Source organism: Microcoleus sp. Pol1C5 (assembly GCF_036701115.1).
Lineage (GTDB): Bacteria > Cyanobacteriota > Cyanobacteriia > Cyanobacteriales > Microcoleaceae > Microcoleus.
Genome location: NZ_JAUBQE010000037.1, coordinates 41,147 through 55,731, shown reverse-complemented (window position 1 = coordinate 55,731; position 14,585 = coordinate 41,147). Strand labels below are relative to the sequence as shown.

The window sequence follows — 14,585 nt, the reverse complement described above, 5'->3', positions numbered from 1 at the left end:
TCATTAATCTACGAGTTACGGTTTTGAAGCCAGTTTCTTGGGTAATATTGGGTTTGGCAACGATCAATCTCCCATTAAACCCGGTTGCTTTGGTTGTTAGTCATTAGTTAACTGTGATGTTATAATTTTATGCTACAAACCTTAATTGAGCCGTTGCAGTATGGATTCATGCAGCGATCGCTCGTAATTGCCATTCTCGTCGGCATCGTCTGCGCGATCGTCGGCAGCTACCTAATGGTACAGCGGCTGGCCTTGCTCGGAGACGCCATCAGCCACTCGGTTTTGCCCGGATTGGCGATCGCATTTATCCTCGGAGCAAATATCTTTATCGGCGCGTTCATTGCCGGAGTCTTGAGTACAGTAATCATAGCTTGGATCAAAGCTCGATCGACCATCAAAGAAGACGCCGCAATGGGCATCGTATTTTCCGCATTCTTCGCCCTCGGGATCACCCTAATTACGATCGTCCAAAAAGACAACAAAATCGACCTCAACCACTTTCTTTTCGGCAACATCCTGGGCGTGACTGTCGAAGATGCGATCGACACAGCCGTCATTGTCGCCGTAGTCTTATTAGTTGTAGTAGTCTTTTATAAAGAACTGCTATTTTACACCTTCGACCCATTAGGAGCGCAAGCAACAGGTTTGCCAGTAAACCTGCTCAACTTCGGACTGATGGTACTAATCGCCCTCACAATAGTTGCCAGCCTCAAAGCCGTTGGTGTAGTGCTAGTCTTGTCCCTATTAATTACACCCGCAAGTACCGCCTATCTCCTAGTAACTCGCCTGCATCAAGTAATGATTTTAGGCGCAATAATCGGAGTTATTTCCAGCATTAGCGGAATGTATCTCAGCTACTTTTATAACTTGCCATCCGGGCCCGCAATAGTTTTAGTTGCATCGGGATTCTTTGTGTTATCATTGCTGTTCAGTCCCACTCAAGGAATCCTCACCCAGCCCCGCACACACTCCGGCAAAATTCCTCCAATCTGGCGGGAATTAAAAAATTTAACTAAAGGCCGATAACAACTAACTTTGTGGTAACGCTTCAGCGCCGCCCCTGCCATTGTTAATCAGAATCTTCGTTAATTCCCGTGGATGTGCGGTTCAAAAAAGCCTCTCGAATTAATCCGCGTAACTGCGAATCGTCGGAAGCATCTCGATTTGGTAACAACGGTTTTTTCTAGGAGTGCGAGAAAGCAAAAATCGGAGGCTGTCGAATTGGGCGATCGCACCTACGAACTATTCGTCACAAAAGACAGTACAATAACAAAAGTTAAATTTTCACCCAAACAGAGTTACTCAGTTAAAAAAACATGACAGTCAAAGTAGGAGACACCGCACCCGATTTTACTTTACTATCTCAAACTGGCACATCAGTCAGCCTCAAAGATTTTAAAGGTAAAAAAAACGTCATAGTCTACTTTTACCCCAAAGACGACACACCCGGATGCACCACCCAAGCTTGCGCTTTTCGAGATAGCTACGAAGTCTTCAAAGACGCAGGTGCAGAAGTCATAGGAATTAGCGAAGATTCGCAGCAGTCTCACCAGCAATTTTCGGCCAAGTATCAGTTACCTTTTACTTTGTTGAGTGATACTGGCAACAAAGTTCGGCAATTGTACGGGGTTCCAGCTACCCTGTGGATTATGCCCGGTAGAGTAACTTATGTCATTGACAAAGAAGGCGTTGTCAAGCATATTTTTGACTCCATGTTAGACTTCAAAGCACACGTTGCAGAAGCACTCAAAACTTTAGAAACCATCAAAAGTTAGATGATTTGCTTAAATATATTGTTGGTAGTGAGGACGAAAGTCCTCATCCCTCATTGTCTAAAAAACAAGAAAAAACTAAATTCCTGACTGCGAACTAAGGGTTTTTAGTGAAAACGGAAATTCTCAGACTAGAGGTTCTCCCGTACCCAATTTTTAAAAGCTTGAATAGCGGGGGTTCTGCCAGCAACTTGACTCTGCTGAGTGTACTGGTTCACCAGTTGAACAATCGGTATATTGGGGAAAATGGGGCTAACATCAGACTCAATATATTGTTCGGCTTGCAAGACGTTGATTTGTAGCCCTCGCCTTGCGTATCGCCAAAGTTCCGGCACTCCTAGAATTTGATAATTATCCAACTGCGTGCGAGAGGTAAGATCAATTTCTATAGCTAAATCTGGGGGCGGATCAACACTCATATCGAGGCGATTTTTACCGATAACGGCTGCTTGATTTTGAATGTAAAAACAGGTATCCGGTTCGACAGCCTGACTCATGCGTTCATTTTTCAACGTTGTCGAACCTAACGACTCAAATGCTATTTGTCGTGTTTCCAACAAAATTTTTACCATGTCGCCAATAATTTCTTTGGCTTTTTCATGTTCGGGTAGAGGAACCATAATTTCTAACCGTCCGTTACTATAGGAAAGTCGGGAAGCACGACGTTCTCCCAATTCCGCCAAAATACTTTCAAATTGTTGCCAGTTCACATCCTCAACCAGTAATTGCTGACCCGGTTGAATCTTTAATTGTCTTAACTCCAATAGCATAATGGTTTATCCATTTTCTCTAGGAAACATCGCTCAAGTCCTGACTAAGAGTCACTATCTTAAAAAACAAGAAAGGACTAAAGTCCTTACTAAAAACTCGTGGTTCGTAGTAAGGACTTTAATCCTTTTTTGTTAACGGCTTGCAGCCATTAACAATTAGCACTCAGCAATTATCTAGCTTTTCGCAACACTCGATTTTTCAGATGTAGCGCTTTCGGCAGTTTTGCCATTTTTGCTATTACCGTTACCGTTGCTGTGGCGCGGTTGGATAACTCCATAGCCGCCGTGAGTCTTTCGTTCGTAGAGTACGTTAATTTCGCCTGTTTCCGCATTACGGAACATATAGAAATCGTGATCGATAATCTGCAATTGTTCCAAAGCTTGTTGCACAGTCATTGGAGGCATGGCAAAATACTTAGTCCGCACAACCTCAGCAGGAAGTTCGGGAGTTCGATCGCCAATCAGATCTGCTACTACAGGATGTTCCTCAACTACCGTAACCGTTTTGGCACTACTCTGGGTCTTGTTGTCGTGGCGTTTTTCCTTAAATTTCCGCAGTTGACGAGCTATCTTGTCGGCAACCAAATCGATGCTAGCATAAAGGCTTTCCGTGCTTTCTTCAGCCCGAATCACGCTACCGTTAGCATAAATTGTCACCTCAGCAGTCTGCTTAGGATTGATCCTGGGGTTACGAGCCACCGATAGATGTATGTCCACTTCAGTAGTCAAAGTTTGAAAATGGCTAACTGCCTTTTCAACCTTTTGATTGACGTACTCGCGAATCGCATCGGTGATTTCTATATTTTTACCCTGGATAACAAGCTTCATAGAGCTCCCTCCCTTCTGTAACTTGGGTATATTTTATACAGTAGCACTATGTATTCTGGAAAACACTTATCTTCCAAATCTTTTATTATATGTTGACAATTCTTGATTTAAGCTGCGCCAATATTCCGTAAATACACTCTTGATTTTTTTCATGATTTCTCCTCTCATCCGTCAACAACTAAATGCACAACCCTGCTTACTCCTCGATTGGGGACAAGTTCCCTACTCCCAAGCTTGGGAAACCCAGCAAAAACTCGTGCAAGAACGCCGGGAAAACCCAGATTTGCCAGATGTGCTGATTTTGGTGGAACATCCGCCGGTGTACACTTTGGGACAGGGTGCGAAGTTGGAATTTCTGAAATTTGACAGCGAAACTCAGCCGGAATTGCACCGAGTTGAACGGGGTGGTGAGGTGACTTACCATTGTCCGGGCCAATTGGTGGGGTATCCGATTTTAAATTTGCGGCGCCACCAGCCTGATTTGCACTGGTATTTGCGACAGTTGGAGGAAGTGCTGCTGGGGGTGCTGGAAGTTTTGGGGTTGAAGGGTTCGCGGGTTCCCGGTATGACTGGGGTTTGGGTGGATGGGTGCAAGGTAGGTGCGATCGGCATTAAAGTCAGCCGCTGGATTACGATGCACGGTTTTGCCTTAAATGTTTGTCCGGATCTCGCAGGTTTTGGGCAAATTGTACCTTGCGGGATTCCCGATCGACCCGTTGGCAGTTTAGAGCAGTTTATCCCCGGAATTGAGGTCGATCAAGTGCGATCGCTCCTTGTCGCTGAGTTTGCTCGCGTTTTTGCAGTGGAAATTGTGCGATCGAATCTGTAGGGTGCGTCGCTGTCAACCTTACTGCTAACGATCGCAGTCGGTTTTTTAAGTGCGATCGGGATTGTCTTCCTCATACACCATTAAATCTCCCGGTTGGCAGTTTAGTGCTTTGCACAAAGCATCAAGAGTTGTTTCATCAATTCTTGTCAGCCGGCGGCGGGTTTTGATTTTAGAAACAGATGTTGGGTGCATCCCAACTCTAGCCGCCAATTCTTTATTGCTGATATTGCGATCGGCCATCACAACTGCCAATTTCCAACGGATCACTGCGGATACTCAACTACTAGCCAGGACATTGCAAGGTGATGTTAGCATCCTGCAACCTTCACTAACACTTGTTTTGCCGTATCGGCAATATTTTTTGTCGTATCGCTTGACTTGCAGCAGCCAATGAACTATGCTGAGGATGTACAAACGGAAAAGCGATCGCCCCTTTGCCTCGAAAACTCAAGGGCGATCGCTATCCGACTATTTGTGTAGTTAAAACTTATGATATCACAGCCAAAGTCAGTTCCCGAACTCCTGCGCGAAGAAATTCCCGACGCACCCATCGGAAAGCAACCGATCCGATTGTTGATTTGCGGGATTCCCAAAGGAGTGGAAAGCATCATTAATCTGCTGCACGTTTTGGGTTTTGCAGAAGTTGGTGAATGGAGTCCGCCTTTACCGTCCCCTCTAGCAGGTGAAGTAATGCGGATTTTAACCCGTTACTGGAAAGAATAATGTTTAAGGGCGATCGCCTTTTATTGAGCAAAGTGCGATCGCTCTTAAATTATCAGAAATATCAGGCTTGATTCTCCACCCAATCAATTAAAAACTCCAGACTAAGGATGCTCAATATCCAATCGAATTAACGTGGCGGTGTTTGCGAGACTTGGGGGTATTATAGAATAGAAAATTTTAACGGTCTGTACTTAGTGACTCAAGAATTGAGAGTAATTGGTGTATAATGCGCGCTCGCTGGCTTCTATAACCTCAGACAGAAGCAAGACCGATGCAGAAATACGTCCTAAGAGTTTTGCGATCGCCCCTAGCGTCAGGTAAGATTCTTGTTAATTATTGCGCTCAGTTCAGGAGAAAAAATTTATGCCAGATATGTCCGGTCAAGACCCCTCGGAAATTAAAATGGCGACGGTTGATGAAGAAGAAAAAGGCGCAACGTTTAGTGGTACGGTCATCCTTGCTATCGATGCCGAGGAGGGTGGGGAAGTCGTTTTCTTTAGAGACTTTTTGATTGAACATTATAAAGGCGAACTTACCGCTTATCTGGCAACAGATGGCAATATAACGAAAAGTATTGATTTAGGCGAACTTAAGCATAAAAGCGGCAGCTTTAAGCTGCCAATTCCGCTGGGGACGGATACATCACCCTACAATACAGTTGTGCTGCGCGACGAAAAAAGCAAGAAAAAAGTTGTGACGATCGAGCTGTAAAATTTGCAATTTAGCTCGTAGTTCAGCCAAATTCGTTAGCGGAGCCCTCGAAGAGGATCGCCCTTTTTTTCCTGAAGTGCGCGCGTGCGAAGCTATCCCGTAGGGAATCGCCCTTAAATTAAGGTGCGTCACTTTCGATCGAACGGCGAAGTTCTGCAATCGCTCGTAAAGTGACGCACTCTACTTTTTAAAACGGAATCGGATCGTAATCTGGATTTTCCGGTTCGTTAGACGAACCCGACGGGCGATCGGACTCAGAATTTGAAGACTGATGCGAGTTCCAATCCGAACTAGACGTGCGGTTAGCGCCACCTGGAGCGCTGTTAGAACTGCGGTTCCGCGAGCCTAAAGGTACTACATTGCTCGGCACATTAGCCGGGGCGCTGTCGCGAATTTGAGCAGGTTCCGGGGCGGTTCTAGTTGGGGGATCCGAACTCATTGCATCGGCGCCGACACTGTAAATCCTTTGAGCTGTCAGTTCAGCGCGCTTTTCTTTAATACCATCTCTTTCGATCGTATTCATGCTCAGCCGCCCCTCAATAATCACGCGATCGCCCTCGTGATATTTCTCGTGAATTTCTTGAGCAAAATTTCCCCATCCTATCACTTTCAAATGTTCGGGCGGATCTTCGGGTTTTGGACCGGGAAACTGTACCAACATCTCAGCGATTTGAAGTTGACTGTCAGGAGTATAACGGAGTTGCGGTTGTTGAATTATTTCCGCCATCAAAATGCAGCTATTCATCTGTTATCTGTGCGTAATTGGGAATTGGATGTTGAAGGAAGAAGGAAGAAAGAAGAAGGAAGAAGGAAAAAATAGCTATCCGTGTACCGATGACTTGTGCGTCTTGCTTTTGGGAATTGCCAATTGCAAATTGGTAATTGGTGATTACTGATTTTTCGGCGCTATTCGCTATTAGTTGTCACCGATTACGGATTACACGTTACCAAATTTATCTTGGAGAACTGCAGCCTCGGCTTGACTGACAAAATCGTGAACGAGGGCGCGGTACTCCTTCAACGTTTCAGATACCCAATCTCGATCCTCACTGTTGGCGAAGATATGAACCGTCGGTTCACTAGCATCGGGTAAAACTAATACCCAATTGTCGTCGCTGTAGTTAAAAATCTTCACTCCATCTAATAATTCTAAACGATCGGGCGAATGAGTTTCTACTAAATGTCGCATTAGCGAACCCTTGATAGTCCAAGGACAGCGGACGCTGTAACTGCGGTGGGTGATGCGGGGAAGTTCCGCCTTGATCTGTCCGAGCGATCGCTCCTGAATCGTCATCATTTCTATCACTTTAGCAATGCAGAACATTCCGTCAAATCCGGGATGCAACTGCGGGAAAATAAAACCCATAAGGCCGCTGCCACCCAAAACCACATTCGGGTTCCTGTTAGCGGCTTCCATCAAAGCAGTTGGGTTCGCCTTCGTGCGGATTACCTTGCTTTGATAGCGTCGGGCGATCGCCTCCACCGCAGAAGACGCATGCACCGGCACTACTACTGTACCTTTGGGATGAGAAGTCAGCATCAAATTTACCATCAACGCCGTCAGCATTTCCCCACGAATCGCTATCCCAGACTCATCTACCAAAATGAGCTGTTCGCCGTTAGCCGATACCTGCACTCCGAAATTAGCGCTGAGTGCTTTCACCACCCGGCCGAGTTGGTCGAGTAAATATTCCCGTTCCCCGTTGCTTAGAGAAGTCTGCTTGAGACTAGCATTGAGCACCACCGCATCGCAGCCGAACTTAGCAAGCATTTGGGGCAAAATTGCTCCAGAAACCGCGTAAACGTAATCGATTACCACCTTAGAATTGCTGTAGCGTATTGCCTCAACATTCATCTGCCGCTCAAAAATGCGGTTGTAAACTTCGAGAGCTTGGTTAAAGTACGTCATCTCTCCAATTTCGGGAATTAGAGCTCGCCGCAAATCTTCCTTAAAATAAGCCCCCTCGATTTTTTTCTCAGCTCCTTTAGTAATATTGATGCCTTTGATATCGAAGAATTCAATTAAAATGTGGTCGGAGCGATCGGGCGAAATGCGAACGTGAATGCCGCCAGCAATCGACAGCGTAGACGAAACCGTGCGCGCGATCGGAATTGCCGTCGATTCCAAATTGATCACATTAATTCCCACCGACATCAAACCAGCAATCAAAGACCTCGAAACCATCCGCGAAATGCTCCGCTGGTCACGAGAAACCGATACCGCAGTCCCCGGTTTCAAAGTCGAGCCATAAGCCGCGCCCAATTTCACCGCAAATTCCGGGGTAACATCCACATTTGCCAGTCCTTGAACCCCACGCTGACCGAACAAATTCCGCTTAGCTTGTTCTCCCCAAATTAAATTTTGATTTAACAGAGCGCCGGATTCAATATTTTTGCTCGGCCATACGCGCACGCTTGGCCCCACTTGTGCTTCTTCTCCCACGATGGACATTGAACCGACGACAGCACCTTCGAGGACGTGAGCGCGCCTGTCTACGCGGGTGCTCCGGCAAATCACGCAGGCCCTAAGATGAGCGTCTTCGCCGACAATTGCTCCGTTCCACACGATGGGACGTTTGAGATTAGCGTCCGCCCCGACAGTCACGTTATCTCCGAGCACCGTACCGGCATCGATTTTAACTCGGGCTCCAATCCGACAATTGTTGCCGATCATGACCGGTACTTCGATGATCGCGCTATCGTCAATAAAAGTATTCTGACCTACCCAAAGTCCCGATCGAACTTCGTTGTAGTAGCTCAAATCCAGTTTGACCTTTCCCCGCAGCGCGTCGTACTGAGATTCCCGGTAAACATCTAGCTGGCCGACATCGCACCAGTAACCCTCGGCGATGTAGCCGTACATCGGCTCGTTTTTTTCCAGTAGCAGGGGAAACAAGTCTTTTGAGAAGTCGCACTCCTGATTTACCGGCAGGTAATCCAAGACCTCTGGTTCTAAAATGTAGGTGCCGGTATTGACAGTATCGGAGAAAATTTCGCTGCTAGAAGGCTTTTCCAGAAAGCGACTGATGCGGTAATTTTCCTCCGTAATCACGACCCCGAATTCCATCGGGTTGGGAACGCGAGTTAAAATTAACGTGGCTTTGGATTGCTTGCTGCGGTGAAATTCGATCGCTGCCGTTAAGTCGAAGTCTGTAATGCTGTCGCCGCTTATGACCAGAAAAGTGCGATCGAGCAGTTCAGCAATATTTTTCACGCAACCAGCCGTACCCAGCGGTTGGTCTTCCTCCACAGCGTAAGTCATTTGAACGCCAAACTCTGCCCCGTCAGTAAAATATTCGCGCATGACATCGGGAAGGTAGTGCAGCGTTGCAATAATTTCCGTGATCTGATGCCTTTTTAGCAAATTAATAATGTGTTCTGCGATCGGGCGATTGAGAATCGGCACCATCGGTTTGGGCAAATCGCACGTCAGGGGTCTGAGCCTCGTTCCCGACCCCCCAGCCATCAGCACTGCACGCATAAAATCCTCCTTGCTTAGAAAGCTCTCTACCGCTATTGTCCGCTAGAAAAAGTTTGCCTGCTGTAATTCGTTGGCCACCAGGAATCAGTTCTTAGTAAAATATTTTCGAGTAGTTACACATCTGGGCAATCCCGTTTTGCCACGCTGTCCCCCAGCAGCAACCGATTTCAACCGAATTAGAACTTCCGGCATCACACCAATCCCCCGGTCGAACTCGGATTTGTAGGGGATGTTGGGTGATACCAGTTAAAAAACAGAATGCAACTGTATGCCCGTACTCGAAACCCTTCTGTCATCAGTCATTACCAATGCTTTAATTCTTCAATTCTTCCATCTAAAATGGTATAAGTCCTCAGAATCCTCGACTTTTGACAGAAGTCCCTTCTTGCTTACTCGGTGAAAGCTATTTCGGGGGTGTTATTTTTAAGTTTGTGGCCAACGGGGATTTTTAAGTCTCTTTCTGAAGGTGGAATTGTTACGGCTATCGGTGCGCTTTGGCATCTGATAAATGATAGATTAAGGGTAAGGCTTTGACTAGCTGACCCAAAATCCTATCCATTGCTTAGGGGTTTTTTAAATGAGTACATTAATTAGCTTGGCATTGCTGATCGCTTACGGCGGCGGTATTTGGAAATTTTGGAATGGTTTCGATCGCACTAACTTCGACAGAAGTTTTGCAAATCGCCTGAAGCTGTCGCTGCTCTGGCCAGCGTTAATTTTTAATAAGCCTTACCGCCAAAACTTTACAAAAGCTCTCAAAGCTTCTAAAAGGTAATTCAAGAATGTCTAAAAAGTCCGAGCGCCCAGTAGCGGGTCAGGAGCAGACTTGGTTTGCTAAAGGAAAATCAGATAGCTGGCAAGTTTTACTGTCGCAAGTCGCTTCTCGATTCGATCGCGAATACCGGGGAGAAGCTTTCGCTTTACCCGAAGAAGTCGAAGCAATGCCGATTTTCCTAGAATCAGTTGCAGGAACTCTCCAAGCAAAAACAGTTTCTCCCTTCTGGAAAATTGCCAAACCTCAAAAAAATCAGCGTTGTTTAGACATTGGCTGCGGAGTCAGCTTTCTGATCTACCCTTGGCGGGATTGGGAGGCATATTTTTACGGTCAAGAAATCAGCAGCGCCGCGCGAGACGCCTTAAACGCTCGCGGCCCTCAGCTCAATTCTAAGCTGTTCAAAGGGGTAGAATGGGCTCCCGCTCACCAGTTAAATTACGAGGAGGCTCAGTTCGATTTATGCCTTGCTACAGGCTTTAGCTGTTACTATCCCATAGACTATTGGAGTATTGTCATGGGAGAAGTAAAGCGGGTACTAAAACCGGGCGGTCATTTTGTTTTTGATGTCCTCAACCCCGATGCTCCTTTAGCAGAAGATTGGGCAATTTTGGAAACTTACCGAGCCGGCGAAGTATTTTTAGAGACAATAGAAGATTGGGAAAAAATGATTAAAGCTGCGGGCGCTAAGGTAATAAAAAAGCAAAGCGGCGACTTATTTCAAATGTATAAAGTTCAATACAATTGAGTGGTTAAGGGGAATAGGTAATTAGCTTGCTCGTCATAAATTCAATCGTCCAAAGTCTGGTATGGCCGACGAAAAACAACTTAATTCTTAGTGGATAAAGTAGGGTGCGTCAGCAAGTAGAACTTAGTTTGAGAAGCAACAAATATTCAAGCTGATTCACCCTACTAACTACTAACTCACAATAGTGAAGCAAGCAGATTGGATATTACCCATTCCCGATTGCCTCTTACTGATGCCCAATTAATTTTCGGTAGCTGCAGGAGATGGCGCAGCTTCGGGCGACGGCGACACTTCCGGGGTCGGAGATGGCGACACTTCAGAGGCAGGAGATGGCGCTGCTTCAGGTAACGGCGACACTTCAGCGGCAGGAGATGGCGCTGCTTCAGGTGAGGGCGACACTTCTGGGGCCGGAGATGGCGACACTTGCGGCTGCGGGGACTCTTCGGCGGCCGGAGATGGCGACACTTGCGGCTGCGGGGACTCTTCGGGGGGTTGGGGTTGAGGAGAAGGTGACTGTTCCGCGGCTGGTTTTGGTTCAGGCGAGGGCGACGGTTGAGCTGCAGGCTTGGGTGCCGACGGCGACGGTTGGGCCCCGGGCTGCGGTTTGGTGGATGGGGCCGGCGGCTTCTCAAACTGCGGCTTCACTTCTGTAGGCGCTGGGGAGGGCGACTGGCCTGTTGGTCTGCTGGGCGCTATCGGGGCGGGCGCTGGCTGCTGCTGGCCTGGTGGGTTGGGCCTGGTTGGGGTGAGAGGAATGCCACTGCAAACTTTTTCGTCGTACTTAAAATCGACAGCCAGTTGGTAAAGCTTGTGCGTGCTGGCTGCAGAAAATGTTAGAGAAGGGCTAATAATCGCAATTTTAGCCGCATTATCGAGAATACCGTAACCCGTGGGCATGATCGGCTGAGGCTCTGCCCTGAGCAAGCCTTGAGGGCTGACAACTGCTCCAAAAACAGCTCTTCCTTGGAGTTTTTGCGAGCAAGCTGTTACGGGATAAGGGACAATCACAGGAGTCGGACTCGTCATTTCCAAGTCAGGATAAGCCTTTTTGAATTTCTCAAACAAAGCAACATAGGTATTTGCAGCCGCAAGCAGTGTCTCTCTGTCGGTGGGTAAGTTTGAAGCTGGTTGGCCAGACTGTCCTAGCTGTCGCTGTCCCTCTTCAAATTGTTGTCTCCTGATTCTTTCTTCGGGAGTTTCTGCGATGAGATTCCTTTTATTGGGATCTTTTTGAGTCAATTTTGGTACTCCATCGGGTCCCACATTCCTGCCAATTGGGAATTCCGGGGTAAAGACTGGAGCTCCGTCTGGAAATAGTGGGAGTCCGCCTCTACTGGCTATAATCCTTTTGAGCGTCTCTGCTTCGTCTTCTGAAGGGTCGGCAGGAAGCTGGGGCGCGGATGGCAGCGATGGTGGCGGCGGGATATTGCGATCGAAATTACCAGGTAAGGGCGGGAAAAGAAAACCGCTGGGAGGTACGGGTGGGATGATAGTGGGTGTTGTTGGCTGGGAGGGGGTTCTGACTGTTGGGGATGGAGTTTTGGGAGGTGGCGGGGCTGTCGGGGCCGTTAACGGCGGGAGAGAGGGATAAGGCAGAGGGGAAAAGAATCCAGGAGGGGGCATTCCCGGCGGCATGGCGGGCAAGTTGATGGTGTCAGGTGGGGGGGGCAAGGGCGGGGCTAACTTTGGCGCGGGTCGAAGGGGAACTGGTGCGATCGAAAATGGCGTAAACGGCTTATTTGACGCGCGCGGTGGTATGCTTTGTGGCAGGCGACCGGCTTCTGCGGGAGTTAGTTCTACCAAGCCTACAGAACCGGGAATATTTTTTGAAGAATTTCCACCATAAATTATGTTTGAGAGCGTCGGGGCACTTACTCCGAGCACTCCGTGAAGGCTGACAGAAGCTAGGGCTGCCCACCAATAAGGCTGGCGCAGCGGTTCGGAAAGGGTGTTGGCTAGGGAGGAAGAGTCAGTCATTTAAATTTTAGATTTTAGATTTAGATTTTAGATTGGGGGATTGGGGGATTGGGAGATTGTTAGATTTTAGATTGGGAGATTGGGAGATTGTTAGATTTTAGATTGGGGGATTGGGAGATTGGGGGATTGAGTGATTGGGAGATTGGTAATTTATATTGTTGTGGTTGTGATTGAGTGTGAATTCGTTTTAATGAGGAGAGGTTGGGAATTCAAAGGTATAATTTTAGCACGATCGCCCTCGAAGTTGCCCGATCGACCTTGATGAAAATTCATGGGTCCGAAACTGAACCAAATTTATTAAACACGATCGAGAAGTTCGATGGATCGGCGTTTCCAATTCGGTTACGCCATCAAAAAACTGATCGAGTGGCTGTCAGCCCAGCCCGCAGCCCCTCGGTGGCCCCGCCCCAAAATGAGTACAAGCCCGCGAGACTAGCGTCAGGGTCGATTCTAAAAATTGTAAATTAAAGTTCCTGCTCCCTGATTCACTGCGCTGCAAGTAAATCTAAAATCGTAAGGGCGAGATCGCACTCACGCCGAAGTCTAAAATCTAAAATCGACAGATTCACCAGCGATAGCGGTAATTTTTAAAAGGAGCTCCCTCGATGGTGAGCAAGTCGATGGGATAAATTGGAGCGCCGCTTGCCATATATTGAAACATTTCTCGAACTTCCTCTCCCCGCAACGACAACTGGTCTAATTCCTTGAGAGAATACCAGCCCGCGCACAAAGTATGCTCATCCGGCTTGCTTTTGGGTGGCGTCTTATCTTGTGGACGAGCCACAAAAATGACTCGGAGGCGTACATTGCCCCTAGGCATCACTGTGTGTTCTACCCTGAGAATTCCCTCAACGATGATGGAAATACCCGCTTCCTCGCGGGTATTACGCATAGCAGCTTCCAGCAAAGTTTCCCCTTTTTCCACTCGCCCTGCAGGGAGATACCACTGCTGCTCGTACTTGCGCTCTTGTACCAGTAGAAAACGGTCTTCTAAGTGAACGACAACTAGGGTAAAATACCATGTTTGAATCGGCTCGCGAGCCATAGAAGTAGATATTCCCTAAGCAAAAGGTTTAACGAGCGGCAGATGTTAGCAATCCAAAGGATGCTTCGGCAAGCGTCTTTGAACTTGAAAAACAGATCGTAGCACTCCGGCCGCAAAATCTAAAATCTAAAATCTAAAATCTAAAATTGACAATGCCATTACCAACCGTGATTTTACCAGGATATTTTGCTGCTGCTTCCGACTATCGCGAATTAGAAAAGTCTCTGGTCGATCGAGGTTTCCCAACAGTAACAGTGCCTCTGCGGAAGGGAGATTGGTTGCCGACTTTTGGCGGGCGGTCGATGGTGCCAATTTTGCGACAGCTCGATCGCACGGTCAAACAAATGTTACAGCAATACGGCGTTCCCCAGATCAATCTCGTCGGTCATTCGGCCGGCGGCTGGATTTCTCGCATCTATTTGGGCGAAAAGCCTTACACGATTCACGGCGACGTGATCGAGGACGCGGGTTTGTGGGAAGCTCACCCTTATGTGAATACTTTAATCACTTTAGGCACGCCGCACGTCTCTCAAGAGCGCTGGACGCGCAAAAATCTAGATTTTGTCAAAATTCACTATCCGGGGGCTTTTCACCCGCAGGTGCGCTACGTGTGCGCTGCTGGGAAGGCTGTTTTTGGCAAGCGAGGTTTTGGAACTTGGCTGGCGTATAAAAGTTACGAGTTGACTGTGGGGAAAGGTGAAACTTGGGGAGATGGAATTACGCCGGTGGAAGCTGCTGTTTTGGACGGGGCAGAAAATTTGGTGTTGGAGGGAGTTTGGCATTCGCCTCGTTCTCCGGGGAAGTGGTACGGTTCGCCGGAGGTTTTGCCGGCTTGGATTGAATATTTGCGTTAGAAACGAACCGCGAAGACGCGAAGGACGCGAAGGAAGAAGCAGAAGGTTTAAGGGGCGGGTTTAGTTAAAATTTGA

Annotated in this window: 16 protein-coding genes; 9 read left to right on the top strand and 7 right to left on the bottom strand. The window is 47.6% G+C overall.

Going from position 1 to position 14,585, the window contains the following annotated elements:
• The first annotated feature begins 129 nt into the window (after window positions 1–129).
• A complete protein-coding gene (locus QUA23_RS20230; RefSeq protein WP_333077966.1) occupies window positions 130–1,026 on the top strand; it encodes a metal ABC transporter permease in 897 nt (298 codons plus the stop codon).
• A gap of 290 nt (window positions 1,027–1,316) precedes the next feature.
• Window positions 1,317–1,775, top strand: coding sequence for a peroxiredoxin (locus QUA23_RS20225; protein WP_333077965.1), 459 nt, complete (start codon window positions 1,317–1,319; stop codon window positions 1,773–1,775).
• 128 nt (window positions 1,776–1,903) lie between these two features.
• Here QUA23_RS20225 and QUA23_RS20220 read toward each other — a convergent pair whose 3' ends face one another.
• On the bottom strand, window positions 1,904–2,542 hold the full coding sequence (locus QUA23_RS20220) for a Uma2 family endonuclease (RefSeq protein ID WP_333077964.1): 639 nt from the start codon (window positions 2,540–2,542) through the stop codon (window positions 1,904–1,906).
• 174 nt (window positions 2,543–2,716) lie between these two features.
• Complete coding sequence (gene hpf / locus QUA23_RS20215; protein WP_333077963.1) at window positions 2,717–3,370, bottom strand: ribosome hibernation-promoting factor, HPF/YfiA family; 654 nt, start codon at window positions 3,368–3,370, stop codon at window positions 2,717–2,719.
• Between the two features lie 151 nt (window positions 3,371–3,521).
• Between hpf and lipB the strand changes: the two genes are divergently transcribed.
• Entirely contained in the window at window positions 3,522–4,199 is a 678-nt protein-coding gene (gene lipB / locus QUA23_RS20210; RefSeq protein WP_333077962.1) for a lipoyl(octanoyl) transferase LipB, read from the top strand.
• Window positions 4,200–4,244: 45 nt separating this feature from the next.
• On the opposite strand, the gene QUA23_RS20205 is transcribed toward lipB, so the two are convergent.
• Window positions 4,245–4,466, bottom strand: coding sequence for a helix-turn-helix transcriptional regulator (locus tag QUA23_RS20205; RefSeq protein ID WP_333077961.1), 222 nt, complete (start codon window positions 4,464–4,466; stop codon window positions 4,245–4,247).
• A 222-nt stretch (window positions 4,467–4,688) separates the two neighbouring features.
• On the opposite strand from QUA23_RS20205, the gene QUA23_RS20200 reads away from it, so the two are divergent.
• Together QUA23_RS20200 and QUA23_RS20195 are read left to right on the top strand one after the other, a co-directional pair.
• Window positions 4,689–4,922 carry a hypothetical protein gene (locus QUA23_RS20200; RefSeq protein WP_333077960.1) on the top strand — a complete coding sequence of 78 codons (234 nt, stop codon included), beginning with the start codon at window positions 4,689–4,691 and terminating at the stop codon, window positions 4,920–4,922.
• A gap of 363 nt (window positions 4,923–5,285) precedes the next feature.
• Window positions 5,286–5,633: a hypothetical protein gene (locus tag QUA23_RS20195; protein WP_333036295.1), complete on the top strand. Its 348-nt coding sequence runs from the start codon at window positions 5,286–5,288 to the stop codon at window positions 5,631–5,633.
• 187 nt (window positions 5,634–5,820) lie between these two features.
• Here QUA23_RS20195 and QUA23_RS20190 read toward each other — a convergent pair whose 3' ends face one another.
• Window positions 5,821–6,378, bottom strand: a complete 558-nt coding sequence (locus QUA23_RS20190) for a single-stranded DNA-binding protein (protein ID WP_333077959.1) — start codon at window positions 6,376–6,378, stop codon at window positions 5,821–5,823.
• Between the two features lie 28 nt (window positions 6,379–6,406).
• Between QUA23_RS20190 and QUA23_RS20185 the strand changes: the two genes are divergently transcribed.
• Window positions 6,407–6,529 (top strand): hypothetical protein, encoded by a 123-nt coding sequence (locus QUA23_RS20185; protein WP_333077958.1) that lies wholly within the window; start codon window positions 6,407–6,409, stop codon window positions 6,527–6,529.
• Between the two features lie 41 nt (window positions 6,530–6,570).
• On the opposite strand, the gene QUA23_RS20180 is transcribed toward QUA23_RS20185, so the two are convergent.
• Complete coding sequence (locus QUA23_RS20180; RefSeq protein ID WP_333077956.1) at window positions 6,571–9,114, bottom strand: mannose-1-phosphate guanyltransferase; 2,544 nt, start codon at window positions 9,112–9,114, stop codon at window positions 6,571–6,573.
• A 577-nt stretch (window positions 9,115–9,691) separates the two neighbouring features.
• Between QUA23_RS20180 and QUA23_RS20175 the strand changes: the two genes are divergently transcribed.
• Together QUA23_RS20175 and QUA23_RS20170 are read left to right on the top strand one after the other, a co-directional pair.
• Window positions 9,692–9,889, top strand: coding sequence for a hypothetical protein (locus QUA23_RS20175; RefSeq protein WP_333030091.1), 198 nt, complete (start codon window positions 9,692–9,694; stop codon window positions 9,887–9,889).
• Window positions 9,890–9,896: 7 nt separating this feature from the next.
• Window positions 9,897–10,634, top strand: a complete 738-nt coding sequence (locus QUA23_RS20170) for a methyltransferase domain-containing protein (protein WP_333077955.1) — start codon at window positions 9,897–9,899, stop codon at window positions 10,632–10,634.
• 240 nt (window positions 10,635–10,874) lie between these two features.
• Here QUA23_RS20170 and QUA23_RS20165 read toward each other — a convergent pair whose 3' ends face one another.
• Together QUA23_RS20165 and QUA23_RS20160 are read right to left on the bottom strand one after the other, a co-directional pair.
• Window positions 10,875–12,611, bottom strand: coding sequence for a hypothetical protein (locus QUA23_RS20165; protein ID WP_333077954.1), 1,737 nt, complete (start codon window positions 12,609–12,611; stop codon window positions 10,875–10,877).
• Window positions 12,612–13,176: 565 nt separating this feature from the next.
• Complete coding sequence (locus tag QUA23_RS20160) at window positions 13,177–13,656, bottom strand: NUDIX domain-containing protein (protein ID WP_333077953.1); 480 nt, start codon at window positions 13,654–13,656, stop codon at window positions 13,177–13,179.
• Window positions 13,657–13,808: 152 nt separating this feature from the next.
• Between QUA23_RS20160 and QUA23_RS20155 the strand changes: the two genes are divergently transcribed.
• Complete coding sequence (locus tag QUA23_RS20155) at window positions 13,809–14,510, top strand: alpha/beta fold hydrolase (RefSeq protein WP_333077952.1); 702 nt, start codon at window positions 13,809–13,811, stop codon at window positions 14,508–14,510.
• Window positions 14,511–14,585 lie beyond the last annotated feature (75 nt).